The 13393-nt window shown below is 65.2% G+C and carries 11 protein-coding genes and 1 pseudogene; 5 read left to right on the top strand and 7 right to left on the bottom strand.

Annotation, left to right across the window (positions count from 1 at the left end; translation table 11 throughout):
- Window positions 1–355 precede the first annotated feature (355 nt).
- Entirely contained in the window at window positions 356–1234 is an 879-nt protein-coding gene (locus QZM35_RS08175) for a MurR/RpiR family transcriptional regulator (protein ID WP_089427125.1), read from the top strand.
- On the opposite strand, the gene QZM35_RS08180 is transcribed toward QZM35_RS08175, so the two are convergent.
- Complete coding sequence (locus QZM35_RS08180; RefSeq protein ID WP_144025215.1) at window positions 1213–1917, bottom strand: hypothetical protein; 705 nt, start codon at window positions 1915–1917, stop codon at window positions 1213–1215. The genes QZM35_RS08175 and QZM35_RS08180 overlap by 22 nt on opposite strands.
- Before the next feature lie 3 nt (window positions 1918–1920).
- On the opposite strand from QZM35_RS08180, the pseudogene QZM35_RS08185 reads away from it, so the two are divergent.
- A pseudogene (locus QZM35_RS08185) lies at window positions 1921–2910 on the top strand (ImpA family type VI secretion system protein); the annotation flags it as partial.
- Window positions 2911–2960: 50 nt separating this feature from the next.
- Here the strand turns inward: QZM35_RS08185 and QZM35_RS08190 are convergent.
- The 3 genes from QZM35_RS08190 to QZM35_RS08200 form a co-directional block, all read right to left on the bottom strand.
- Window positions 2961–4307, bottom strand: coding sequence for an AAA-associated domain-containing protein (locus tag QZM35_RS08190; protein WP_069252037.1), 1347 nt, complete (start codon window positions 4305–4307; stop codon window positions 2961–2963).
- An 11-nt stretch (window positions 4308–4318) separates the two neighbouring features.
- Entirely contained in the window at window positions 4319–6073 is a 1755-nt protein-coding gene (locus QZM35_RS08195) for an ABC transporter permease subunit (RefSeq protein ID WP_089432938.1), read from the bottom strand.
- A gap of 81 nt (window positions 6074–6154) precedes the next feature.
- Window positions 6155–7744: an inorganic phosphate transporter gene (locus QZM35_RS08200; RefSeq protein ID WP_301775754.1), complete on the bottom strand. Its 1590-nt coding sequence runs from the start codon at window positions 7742–7744 to the stop codon at window positions 6155–6157.
- Window positions 7745–7999: 255 nt separating this feature from the next.
- Here QZM35_RS08200 and QZM35_RS08205 point away from each other — a divergent pair, with 255 nt between their 5' ends.
- From QZM35_RS08205 to QZM35_RS08215, 3 genes are all read left to right on the top strand, one after another.
- Window positions 8000–8944: a metallophosphoesterase gene (locus QZM35_RS08205; protein WP_089432940.1), complete on the top strand. Its 945-nt coding sequence runs from the start codon at window positions 8000–8002 to the stop codon at window positions 8942–8944.
- Between the two features lie 25 nt (window positions 8945–8969).
- A complete protein-coding gene (locus tag QZM35_RS08210) occupies window positions 8970–9302 on the top strand; it encodes a cupredoxin family copper-binding protein (protein WP_301775755.1) in 333 nt (110 codons plus the stop codon).
- 157 nt (window positions 9303–9459) lie between these two features.
- Window positions 9460–10599: a patatin-like phospholipase family protein gene (locus tag QZM35_RS08215; RefSeq protein ID WP_089432942.1), complete on the top strand. Its 1140-nt coding sequence runs from the start codon at window positions 9460–9462 to the stop codon at window positions 10597–10599.
- Between the two features lie 223 nt (window positions 10600–10822).
- Here the strand turns inward: QZM35_RS08215 and QZM35_RS08220 are convergent, their stop codons facing one another.
- From QZM35_RS08220 to QZM35_RS08230, 3 genes are all read right to left on the bottom strand, one after another.
- Window positions 10823–11983 (bottom strand): alpha/beta hydrolase, encoded by a 1161-nt coding sequence (locus QZM35_RS08220; protein WP_301775756.1) that lies wholly within the window; start codon window positions 11981–11983, stop codon window positions 10823–10825.
- A gap of 236 nt (window positions 11984–12219) precedes the next feature.
- A complete protein-coding gene (locus tag QZM35_RS08225; RefSeq protein ID WP_089429066.1) occupies window positions 12220–12900 on the bottom strand; it encodes an HAD family hydrolase in 681 nt (226 codons plus the stop codon).
- A gap of 83 nt (window positions 12901–12983) precedes the next feature.
- Entirely contained in the window at window positions 12984–13295 is a 312-nt protein-coding gene (locus tag QZM35_RS08230) for a winged helix-turn-helix transcriptional regulator (RefSeq protein WP_231937848.1), read from the bottom strand.
- Between the last annotated feature and the right edge of the window lie 98 nt (window positions 13296–13393).

Here is a 13393-nt window from a genome sequence, read left to right on the forward strand (position 1 = left end):
TCCTCCAGACAAATAAAACCGTGGCATGCCGGAACGCGACGCCGCATCGGGGTTGTCGACGCGTCAATCGCGCTTGTAATAAACAATACATTCCAGCGAGGCCGCGATCATAGCACTCGCTTTTTTGCGCCAAAACCTAGGGTTATCACTGAACAACGAACGAATATCCGCCGAATGGGTCATTTGCCAATGTTTGTTTTATTACAATGGTGAATGAGCCGGTCCACCGTGCGATGCGTCCCTCTAATTTCGGAGCGTGCACGGCCCGCCTGACGTCGATCGGCTAACATGCGTGGAGTCGCCGGCAGACACCCGTCTGCCGTTTGTCATTCAGATACGAGAGTTGGAGTGCCCGATGGGGACGAGCATCAGGGCGTTGCTGCTATCCCAGATGGATAGCTTCACGCCGTCGGAACAGAAGGTCGCGCAGGCGTTGCTGGATCGCTACCCGAGTCTCGGGCTCGGGCCGATTGCGAGCTTTGCCAAACAGGCGGAAGTGAGCGATCCGACCGTGTTTCGCTTCGTCGTCCGGATCGGCTTTCCGAATTACTCGTCATTCCAGCAGGCGCTGTACGGCGAGATCGACACGGCAATGAATTCGCCGCTCGCGCGGATGGATGCGTTCCACTCGGCAGCGGGCATGCGCGACAGTCATTCGGCAATTTTCCAGCGGCTGTCGGAGTCGCTGGCGACCACGATCGAAGGGCTCGATGCGGCGGCGTTCGGCGCCGCGGTGGCGCTGCTGGCGAATCCGGATGTGCGTGTCTTTTGCGGCGGCGGGCGTTATACGGCGCCGCTCGCGTCGCTGTTTTCGTTCACCCTCGCCTACGCGCGGCCACATGTTCAATATGTCGAACCGAATGTGAACCTCGCGTCGGTCGCGCTGGCGGACATGGGGGCCGGTGACGTGCTCGTTATTTTCGATTTTCGCCGTTATCAACGGGACAGTATTCGGTTCGCGCAAGCCGCTCACCAACTTGGCACACGCGTGCTGCTGATTACGGACGAATGGCATTCGCCGATCGGCGAGTTCGCGGAGATCGTGCTGCGCATCCGCGGGCAGCCGTTTGCGATGCTTCAGACGAACGTCCCGGCGCTCGCGCTCGCCGAAGCGCTCGTGATCGGTGTGACGAACCAACTGCCGGAGCTGGCAAGGCAGCGGATGGAGAAGATCGAGCTTCTGAATTCCGGGGGGAGCGAGCCGGATATCGGTCAGCGGGATTTGCCGGAGTGAGGGGTGGTTGAAGCATGAGCTTCAAAGCGAACGATACCCGTCAAGTCACGATAGCAGCTTACCCACAGCGCATATCCTAGGAAAATAGCGGCGGAAAATACCACAACCATCCCGCCAATTGTGGCCCAAACGGGCCATGTCAATACACATTGCATGACAAACCACGCGCTCAGCAAACTGCTCGCCGCGTACAGCAAATGCAGCATCCGCCGCGGCCGCTTCATCGGCCTCCAAGTTTCAGGATGCACACCCGCATCGACGAATACATCAAGGTCAAACCGCAAACCACGACCAGCAAGGCCGCGTAGTATCGCAACAATCAGTGCATCGCGATTCCTGAACCGTATGCATCGCATAGCATTGGACGTGAGCCTCATCGGAATTCGTTGCTCGACGATTTCACCGGTCGCCATGCGGCGCCAGAACACGAAGCTCTTCGTGAATGACCTGGATGTCTGGTATTCGGTTCGCACGTCACACCCGGCATCCGGTTTCCCGACTATCTCATCCCAGTGGATGCGTCTTCCCGCAGACAGCGCGTTGCTATCCGATAACTTTCCAGTGCCATACCAAAGACCAATCTCATCGACGTGAAACCACGCCCCTGCCTTGATTCCCTCGCGCGTCATGACAATGGCTGAAGCGGCCATCAAAACAAACAACGCAATCAAAACGATCGCCAACTCGATTTCGTGGTGCTGTTTGCCGGCACCGCACCCAGACAGGATGTGCAGTACGGCACATTCGTCGGTTCGCCCGAACCGCTGAACTGGAGCGAGACCGAGCGGGACTGCCGGCGGCTGATGACGCGCACGAAGGACATACGCGTTGCCGTGCTGCATACGCGCTGCCGCACGCGCCTGGGCGGCGTCGCAGGCCTGTCGGAAGGCATGCGGTTACTGGCGGCGTGGTTGCAGGCCTTTCCGGAGCAGGTCCATCCACAGGCCGATGCCGACAACGATCGCCATGCCGCGCTGGAGATGCGCATGAACGCGCTGCAAGCGCTGTCGGATCCGGAAGGGTTGCTGGCCGATGTGCGGGAAATCGTATTGACACGATCGACTGCCACCCGGTTGCAGGTTCGTGACGTCGAGCGCGCGTTCGCGCATCCGCGTCCCGCCGACGCGCTCGCGCCCGATTCGGTCGCCCTGCAATTGCAGAACCTGCGGGAACAGCAGCCGTCGTCGATGAAGGCCTTCGACGACGCGATCTCGAGCCTCTCCGCTATCGATTCGTGGTGCTCGACGCACCTCGAGACGTATCTGCCGGATTTTTCCCCGTTGGTCCGCCTGCTCAAGCTCTTTCAGGCAAGCGAACCGCAGGTCGATGGCCGATCCGGCTCCTTGCGTGCGGTCGAACACGAGGCACGCGATACGCCGGTGTTGGCGGCGCTCGACGAAACGGCCACAGCGCCGGCAGATCCGGACGGCGAGGAGGAGGCTGTGCCAACCCCGACGTCCGTTGCCGCGCTCGCCCCGCTTGCGCCAACGGACCGGCAGGCAGCGTTGGCGCTGATCTGCGCGGCACGCAAGTGGTTCGAAATCAACGAACCGAGCAGCCCCATCCCCGTGCTGCTCAAACGCGCCGAACAATTCGTCGGAAAGCGCTACGTCGATGTCGTCAGGGCCATTCCGCCGGAGCTTCTCGCTCAGTGGGAAGAGGCAGACGGCTCATGATGGCATCCCGTCACGGTCGTGCGTGACGGGATGCCGTGCGTGCTCGACGATCAGCTCTCGACATCCTCGAGACTGAACACCTCCGTCTTGTCGTTATACGAGAACACTTCCCCGTAACGCCCCCAGTCGATCACTGCATCGAGCGTTTCCTCAGCCGCTTCGTCGGACAGGAAATCCTCCAGCTCCTGTTCGAACCGCACGCGCGGCGCCCTATGCCCCGGGCGCTCGTTCAACACCTTCCGAATACGCGCAGCAAGCGGCACGTGCTTCAGCAAATGATCCGCGAACATCAGCTTGCGTTCCTGCGTGCCGAATTCCGCGAACACGCGTGCCGGCGGCGTAAGGAACACGTCCCCTTCCCGCACGTCCGCGAAGCCGAGGTACTGCAGCACTTCGGCGATCGGGAACAGTTCGTCGACTTCCAGATGCAGCGTACGCGCGATTTCCGGCATGTCCGCGCGGCCGTGGTACGGCGCCATCGCGAGCGTCTCGATCAGGCCGGCCATCAGGTTGGTCGACACGCGCGGCATCCAGCTGCCGAGCTCCAGCCCCTTCTTCGTCGCCTCGTTGGTCTGGCGGGCCGTCATCTTCGCGTAGATGTCGTCGACGAGCTTGCGGAAATCGGTGTCGAGCCGGTTGCGCGGATGCTTGAACGGCACCTTGATCTCGGCGATCACACGGCCCGGGTTCGACGACAGCACGAGGATTCGGTCGCACATGAACACCGCTTCCTCGATGTTGTGCGTGACGATCAGCACCGACTTGATCGGCATGCGGCCCTGCGTCCACAGGTCGAGCAGGTCGGTACGCAGCGTCTCGGCCGTCAGCACGTCGAGCGCGGAGAACGGCTCGTCCATCAGCAGGATCGTCGGATCGACGACGAGCGCGCGCGCAAAGCCCACGCGCTGGCGCATGCCGCCCGACAGCTCGCGCGGGTATGCGTTCTCGAAGCCGTCGAGACCGATCAGGTCGATCGCGGCCAGCGCACGCTCACGCCGCTCGCGTGCGCCGACGCCGAGCGCCTCGAGGCCGGCTTCCACGTTCTGCAGCACGGTGAGCCACGGGAACAGCGCGAAGGTCTGGAACACCATCGCAACGCCTTCGGCCGGGCCGCGCAGCGGCTGGCCGAGATAGGTCACTTCGCCGCCGGTCGGTTCGATCAGCCCGGCGATGATGCGCAGCAGCGTCGACTTGCCCGAGCCGGAACGGCCGAGCAGCCCGACGATCTCGCCTTCGCGCAGCGACAGGTTCGCATCGTCGAGCACGAGCAATTCGCCCTGCGACTTGTTGAAGCCGCGGTTCACGTGCTCGACGCGCAGGATTTCGTCGCCGAGGCGCGGCGGCTGCAGCGGCTGGGACGTCTTGGCGGGGGCGTTGATAACGGTCGAATTTTGCATCGCGCTTACTCTCAATCGAGACGGAGCCGGGATTCCGCATAGGCGTACATCGGACGCCACAACAGACGGTTGAACAGGGTAACGAACAGGGACATCACGGCGATGCCCAGGATGATCTTCGGAAAATCGCCGGCGGCGGTGGTCTGCGCGATATACGAACCCAGGCCGTGAGCCACGACCTTCGTGTCGCCCCACTGCACGAACTCGGACACGATGCTCGCGTTCCACGCGCCGCCCGATGCGGTGATGGCGCCGGTCACGTAATACGGGAAGATGCCGGGCAGGATCGCCTGCCGCCACCACTGCCAGCCACGGATGCGGAAATTCTTCGTCGCTTCCTTGTAGTCGTTCGGATAGGACATCGCGCCGGCGATCACGTTGAAGAGGATGTACCACTGCGTGCCGAGCACGATCAGCGGCGACAGCCAGATGTCGGCGTTCAGGTGGAAGTGGACGATCACGATCACGAACACCGGGAACAGCAGGTTCGCCGGGAACGCGGCGAGGAACTGCGCGAGCGGCTGGATCTTCTCGGCCAGCGCGGGGCGCAGCCCGATCAGCACGCCGAGCGGCACCCAGATCACCGACGCGATCGCGATCAGCACCAGCACGCGCAGCAGCGTGATGAGACCGAGTACGAGCACGTGCCCGACTTCGCCCATCGTCACGCCGGTCGCGACGAACGTGACGACACGCCACACGACGTACGCCGTCAGCAGGATCACGAACGCGCCCCACACGATGTCGCCGATGCGCGACGAGCCACGCGACGATGCACCGCGCGTACGCGTGCTTGTCAGCGACGGAAAGCGCAGCGGAATCCGCGCGGCCTGCGACAGCAGCCAGCCGGCCGGCACGAGCAGCTGATGGATCAGGTGCGTGCGGCGCATCATGTCGAGCAGCCAGGATTGCGGCGCATCGCCCGACGCGGTGTTTTCCATCCGGAACTTGTCGGCCCACGCGACCAGCGGGCGGAACAGGAACTGGTCGTAGGCGAGGATCACGACCGACATCGCGACGATCACCCAGCCCACCGCGCCGAGATTCTTGTCCGAGATCGCCTGCGCGAGATAGGCGCCGATGCCCGGCAGCGTGATGGTCTGGTTGCCGACGGTGATCGCTTCCGATGCGACGACGAAAAACCAGCCGCCCGACATCGACATCATCATGTTCCAGATCAACCCCGGCATCGAGAACGGCACCTCGAGCTTCCAGAAGCGTTGCCACGGCGTCAGGTGAAAGCCGCGCGACACTTCGCTCAGGTCGCGCGGCACCGTGCGCAGCGACTGGTAGAAGCTGAACGTCATGTTCCACGCCTGGCTCGTGAAGATCGCGAAGATCGCGGCCAGCTCCGCACCGAGCACGCGACCCGGAAACAGTGCGAGGAAGAACGTGACGGTAAACGAGATGTAGCCGAGCACCGGCACCGACTGCAGGATGTCGAGGATCGGGATCAGCACCATGCCCGCACGCCGGCTTTTCGCGGCGAGCGTGCCGTAGACGAGCGTGAACACGAGCGATGCGACCATCGCGGCAAGCATCCGCAGCGTGGTGCGCAACGCGTATTCGGGCAGGTTCGACGGATCGAGCGAGATCTTCTGCGTCTGCAGCACGCCGATCGGCGCCATCGTCTGGTGGAAGCCGACGATCGCCATCGCGAGTATGCCGATGATCAGCGGAAACGCGACCACGTCCCAGCGGTTGGGCAGCACGCGCCACGCGGACGCGTTGGCGGTGCGATTCGGATCGAAGAAACTGATATCCATCGGTAGCGTCTTGTGTTGAATTGAAAATCGATGGGACTGGCCGCGCACCGCGCGGCCGGACGTCGCGCCCCCCGGCGCGGGTCAGAACAATCCGTGCAGCAGCCAGTAAAGGGCGGCAGACAGCGCGATCGAAGCGGGCAGCGTCAGCACCCACGCGAGCACGAGGTTGCGCACCGTATCCCAGCGCAGGCCCGCGCCGCTGGCCGTCATCGTGCCGGCCACGCCCGACGCGAGCACGTGCGTCGTCGATACCGGCAGCCCGTACGCGTCGGCCATCCCGATCGTCAGCATCGCGACGGCCTCGGCCGATGCGCCCTGCCCGTAGGTGAGATGCGACTTGCCGATCTTCTCGCCGACCGTCACGACGATCCGCTTCCACCCGACCATCGTGCCGAGGCCGAGCGCGATCGCGACCGCGACCTTCACCCAGGTCGGGATGAATTTCGTCGCGCGGTCCATCTGCTTCTTGAACGCTTCGAGCGCGCTCGCGTCCTCGACCGTGAACGCCGGCGCCTTCGCCTTCTCCATCAGCCGGATCGCCTCGGACGCGACGTACATGTTGTTGCGCACGTTGTCGACGAGGTTCTGCGGCACGCTCGAGATGCCGCCGGCCTGCGCGACCTGGTCGGCGATCGTGTCAGTGAGCTTGCCCAGTGCGGGAATCGTCGCCGGCGTCAGCTTGTGCGTGCGCACGTAGGCCTCGACATCGGCGCGCGGGTCGGTCGACTGGGCAGCCGGGTCCGCATATTTGACGAGCGTCGTCGACGCGCGGCGTGCCACCGCGACGAACGTGCTAGTCTGATCCGGCGTCACGGCCTTGTTCAGCGCATACGCGGTCGGCATCACGCCGATCAGGATCAGCATGATCAGCCCCATGCCCTTCTGCCCGTCGTTCGAGCCGTGCGCGAACGACACGCCCGTGCAGGTGAGGATCAGCAGCAGGCGGATCCAGAACGGCGGCGGCTTGTTGCCCTTCGGCTCCTGGTACAGCGCCGGCACGCGCACGAGCGCCTTCAGCAACAACAGCACGAGCGCGGACAGCACGAAGCCGATCAGCGGCGAGAACAGCAGCGCCTTGCCGACGCCGAGCGCCTGGTTCCAGTCGACGCCGCTCGTGCCCGACGGGCCGCTGACGATCTGGTTCATCAGGCCGACGCCGATGATCGAGCCGACGAGCGTGTGCGAACTCGACGACGGCAACCCGAAATACCAGGTCGCGAGGTTCCACGTGACGGCGGCGATCAGCAGCGAGAACACCATCGCGAAGCCCGAGCCGCTGCCCACCTGCAGGATCAGCTCGACCGGCAGCAACTGCAGGATCCCGAACGCGACGGCGCCGCTCGACACGAGCACGCCGAACAGGTTCCAGAGGCCGGACCACACGACGGCGAGGTGCGGGTCGAGCGAGTGCGTATAGATGACGGTCGCGACCGCGTTCGCGGTGTCGTGGAAGCCGTTCACGAATTCGAAGCCGAGCGCGATCAGCAGCGCGACGATCAGCAGCAGGAACGGGAGGACCGAGCTTTCCTTGACGGGACTGAGGTCGGCGCTCAGGTGGATACCGACGTAGACGATGCCGCAGGCAATGATCAGAAAAAACAGCGCGAGGCTGATGGTGCGCGTGCGACTGCTGACCGCACCGCTGGTTTCCGTTGCCGCGAGATTCGGCATGAAGGGGCTCCGGAGAGGTGACTCGGAGTGGCAGGCTATCGATCGGTCGTGACGCAAATGTGACGTGTCACTTACAGGACATTGACAAGCCATCTGCCAGGAATCGCGTCGCGCCGCGCAAGCCGCAAGCACGGGTGGTCGACCTTGTAACCGGCGGGAATAAATTCGCCGCTGCGCCGGTATGGCACGCGAAGGCGCCGGCTTATTCCAGGACGATCCGGCCGTCCGGTTTCGTCACACGAATGCGAGGCTCACATGTCTTCATCGACCCCCACCAACCCGTCGCGCCGCAAGGCACTGCAGTGCATGGCCTTCGGCGGCCTCGGCACGCTGTTTACGCTGTCGGGCGGCGTCCTGACGCCGTTCGACCTCGCGCTCGCGCAGACCGGCGACGCGCTGCCGGCCAACGCGGGCCGCCCGCTGTTCGTGCAGATCAGCGACACGCACATCGGCTTCAACAAGGACGCGAACCCCGACGTATCGGCCACGCTGAAGCAGACGATCGACCTCGTCAACGGCATGCCGGCGATGCCCGCGCTGGCCATCCATACCGGCGACATCACGCACCTATCCAAGCCCGAGGAGTTCGACCACGCGTCGCAACTGCTCGCCGCGTTGCGCGTGCCGGAACTGCATACGGTGCCCGGCGAGCACGACGTCACCGACGGTTCGGGCGCCGAATATTTCGGCCGGTTCGGCAAGGCGTCGGACAACCGCGGCTATTACAGCTTCGATCACGCGGGCGTGCACTTCATCGGCCTCGTCAACGTGATGCACTTCAAGCCGAACGGGCTCGGCAGCTTCGGCGACGACCAGCTCGCGTGGCTCGCGCAGGATCTCAAGGGCCGGTCGTCGAGCACGCCGATCGTCGTGTTCTCGCACATGCCGATGTGGACCATCTACGAGCCGTGGGGCTGGGGCACCGGCGACGCGCCGCAGACGATGGCGCTGCTGCGCCGCTTCGGTTCGGTCACCGTATTGAACGGGCACATCCACCAGATCGTGTCGAAGGTCGAGGGCAACGTGACGTTCCACACCGCGCGCTCCACCGCGTTCCCGCAACCGACGGCCGGCAACGGCCCGGGCCCCGTGCCGCTCACCGTGCCGCGCGACCGGCTGCCGTCGATGCTCGGCGTGACGACCGTCGAATTCGCCGGCCATCCGGTCGCGTCGTCGCTGCGCGATGCGACGCTGGCCTGACGCACTGAACCCAAGGGAGACCGACATGACCCGTTCCAAGCCATCCAGCCTCATCGCGGCGCTGCTGCTGTGCGCCACCGCCCCGCTCAGCGCGTTCGCGCAGGGCCCCGACGGCACGCTCGTGACGATCCGCAACTTCATGTTTTCGCCGATGTCGACGACGATCAAGGCCGGCACGACGATCACGTGGAAGAACCTCGACGGAGAGCCGCACACCGTCGTCAACGACGCGGGCATCTTTCATTCGAAGGCGCTCGACCAGGACGAGACGTACGCGTTCCGCTTCGACAAGCCGGGCGTCTACAAGGTATTCTGCGGGATTCACCCGTACATGAAGGAGACCATCACGGTCGAATGACGCGGCGCGTCACGACACGCGCTTGAGGGTCGGAAGCGACTGACGTCGAATCGAACGCGGCCGCCCGTTGCACCGCGGGCGGCCGTCCGCCGTCGATCGCCTAAACTGAATCGAACCGTTCGTACCCGACCCACTATCACACGCAGCGAGGCCAGCCATGACCGCGAGCCAGCCGGCACGCATGGATCTCCCCGGGCAAGTGGTGCTCGTGCTCCAGGGCGGCGGCGCACTGGGCGCATTCCAGCTCGGCGTCTTTCAGGCGATGGACGAAGCCGGTATCCGGCCCGACTGGGTGGTCGGGACGTCGATCGGCGCGATCAACGCGGCGCTGATCGCCGGGAACCCGCCAGCGCAGCGTTACGAGAAGCTGTCGGCATTCTGGCGCCGCGTGACCGAACGGACCCGTTTCGACACTGGGCCGCTGCTGCCCGGCTGGAACCGGACGCTGGCCGAGCTGATGATCATCGGCGGCGGCATCGCGGGATTCTTCCAGCCCAATCCGGCCTCGTGGCTCGGGCCGATGGTCCGCCTCGGCGTCGATCGCGCGTCGTATTACCGGATCGCGCCGCTGCGCGACACCCTTGCGTCGCTGATCGATCCCGAGCTGCTGAACGCCGGCCACCCGCGCCTGACCGTCAGCGCGGTCAATGCGTGCTCGGGCATGATGCGCTATTTCGATTCCCGCGATACGCGACTGGCGCTCGAGCACATCATGAGCTCCGGCGCGCTGCCGCCCGCGTTCCCGGCGATCAGGATCGACGGCGAGCCGTACTGGGATGGTGGCGTGTATTCGAACACGCCGGTCGAGGTCGTGCTCGACGACAATCCGCGCCGCAGCTCGATCATCTTCTCGGTCCAGATGTGGAACCCGGCCGGCCCCGAGCCCCAGAGCATCTGGCAGGTGTCGGAGCGGCAGAAGGACATCCAGTACGCGAGCCGCACCGACAGCCACATCGCGCGCCAGCAGCAAATTCACCGGCTGCGCCACGTGATCCGCGAGCTGGCCCGGCACGTGCCGGAAGCCGAGCGCGCGTCGCCGGCCGTGCGCCGGCTCGCCGCGTGGGGATGCGAAACCACGATGCATCTGATCAAGCTCGCGGCGCCGCGACTCGCCGACGACAATCAGTTCAAGGACATCGATTTCACGCCGGCCGGCATCGAGGCCCGCCGGCAGGCCGGCTACGAGGCCGCACAACGGGCCATCGCGGCGCGTCCGTGGGAGACACCGACGGACCCGACGGAAGGGCTGACGGTATTCGACGCCAGCGGGCCGCCGATCACGGAAGATCCGGCGTGATACGCGGCGCCCTTATCGCGCGCCGAGCGCATCGGCTCGATCCCGCGCGCCCGGCCTCGTACACCTCGACCATCAGCACACCGTCCCGCGCAGCGTGTCGAAATAGTCATCGAGGATCGTGATGTTCATGGGGAGCGCGCCCGGCACCGCCGTCATCCTGAACCGGGAGCCTGCATGTCTCTGACCGATCGATTTTCGCCGTGCGCGGACCTCGCACGCACGCTCACTGCCCTGCCGCGCGCATGTCCGGCGCCGTGCCGGCAACGACCGGACACGATTGCGGCAACGCCTGCCCGAACAGCACGGCCAGCCCGCAAGCGGACGTGAACATGCCGAGGCCGTCATGCCCGACGCCCGGCACTTCGACGACCTGTTGCGCGAGATCGTCAGGATGCCGTTTCTTCAGATAGTCGAAATACGCGAGCCCGCGTGCGAGCCGGTACGGGCCTTGCGCCCTGGCCGCGCATGAGCGGTCGATGAAGTGGGTGTAAGGGTTCGTGTCGGCCTGGCCGAGCAGGTACACGACATGACGCGCGACATAGCGCGTTTCGAGATCGCGCACGTCCTGCGACGCAACATAAGGCGGCGCCGACTTCAGCCCGTATTTCCATTCGGTCGCGCTCGGGCAGGTTCCGCCTGCGATCGGCTGGCCGTCCGGCCGTTCGTCGTCGAAATACAGGTAGCTCGACGGGTTCGCGACCACATAGCGCACCGCGATGCCGGCCCGCGCGAGCGCATCGCCTTCGTGCCCGGCCACCGCGTAACGCTGCAGCAACTGCGCGCCGGCGGAGTGGCCGATCACGACGACCGTCGACAACGCGGGATACAGGCCGCGGTCGGCGAAATGCGCGAGCAATGCGTCGAGCGCGGTGAACGAGCTGATCGGGGCTGGCTGGCGGGCCGGTTCGCCGCCCTTCCATCCTTCCTGGGTCCAGGCGAGCGTCGGCGCGGGCAGCGAGAACGCACGCGTATCGGCGCGTGTCAGGAATTGCGGCGCGACGACCATCGTGCCCTGGCCCACTGCACCGGCCTTCTCGACCACCTTGAGCCCCGATGCGTAATAAGCGTCGGCGTTGCGCAGCGTGCCGTGAATCACGATGAACACACGCGTGACGTCGGGTGCCACCTTGTCGACGGGATGGTCGGCATAGACGGGCAACATCGCGCTGCCCTGCGGCGTGTCGACGGTCAAGCGCTGGTCGGCGACTGCCTTCACCGGTGCTTCGAGACGTTCGCGCTGAGTGGGCGTGGCGGCCTCCGTCGGGCGCGCGCCGCCCAGGACGCCGATGGCGGCCGCTACCGAAATCGCGAACGCCAGGGTTCGGGCGGCCGGCAACACGCGTGAGCGCCGGATGCTTGCAAAGGCAACGGAAATGAGTGACATGGCGACGGATCGAGTGGCGGATATGACTTTAACGGCGATGGTCGCAGAATCCGTCGCGCGCTGCCGGACGGTTACGGGAAGCGCGTCAGTGGGCCGGTTCTGCGCCGCGTTCGCGCCGCCCGCCCATTCCCGGCATCCGTCACCGGCGCCACCAGCCGCCGGCGAGTCGATCAAGCTGACCTGGAAGCGGATCGTCAGGGTCATCGACATCCCGACGATCGACGGGCCGGGGCGCGTCAGCCCGACGCTTCGGACGCATCGCGCTGCATCCGTTGCACGATCGCGTCCAGTTCGCCGATATGCGTGGCCACCGCCTGCTTGCCCGCGCGTGCCCATCCATCGAACGACGTCATCCCGCTCACCGCGCCGACGAACGCCACGCCGGCACGCTCGGCCGCCTGCGCATCCACCGCATGGTCACCCACGTAGATCGCCGAACGGGCCGGCACGCCCAGCCGCGCCAGCGCCAGCACGAGCCCTTCGGGATCAGGCTTGTGACGCTGCACGTCCTCGCCGCCGATCAGCACGTCGACGAGCGACTGCAGTTCGTTCAGCGCAAGAATCGCCTCGATCCGGTAGCGGAACTTCGACGACACGATCGCGACCGCGAGACCCTGCTCGCGCAGACGCGCAAGCAGCGACGGGACATCGGGATAGATGCGCGTGCCGTGCACCATGATCTCGTCGGCGCGTGCCACGAAGTGGCGCGCAAACGCGTCGGCCCGCGCCGGCTCGGTTTCACCCGTCAGCAAGCGGAACATTTCGTGCAGCGGCAGCCCGATCACGGCACCGATCTGCGCCGGTGTCGCGCCGGCGGCATCCAGCCGATGCAGCGCGTATTCCGTGCATTCGATGATTGCGGCGGACGAATCCGCCAGCGTCAGATCGAAATCGAAGATGACGGCCTGAACAGGCATGAAAGGACGCTCCGAAAAAAATCGGCTTGCGCGCGACGCGCGAACCGGCATGACGTTGCGATGCGCATGCGCGTGTCGATCGATCAGCGCTCCTGACCGGATTGCTCGCGATCGGCCGCGTCGAACCCGTCCGGGTCGCGCTTCGCCCATTGTTTTGCCCACCCCAGCAACGGTTGCAGCGCCGCCTCGAGCCGCCGGCCTTCGGCCGTCATGCAGTAGCCGCCCTCGCCATGCTCGACGAGGCCCGATGCCTTGAGCTCGGCCAGCCGCGTATTGAGCAGGCGCGCATTCGTTTCGCAGGCTTCCTGCAGTGCGCGGAATGTGAGCGGCTCGCCGCGCAGTTCCCACAGGATGCGCAGCGTAGTCCGCCGCCCGAGCAGATCCAGCACGACCATGATGGGTCGTCCCGTCTTCGATCCGCGAACGCGCTGTCCGATTTTTGGTGTGGTCATGCTGTACTTTTTAAAGCAAACGCCAGGCAGAGTCAATCGCT

The organism is Burkholderia sp. AU45274 (assembly GCF_030482505.1).
In the GTDB taxonomy this organism is placed as follows: domain Bacteria; phylum Pseudomonadota; class Gammaproteobacteria; order Burkholderiales; family Burkholderiaceae; genus Burkholderia.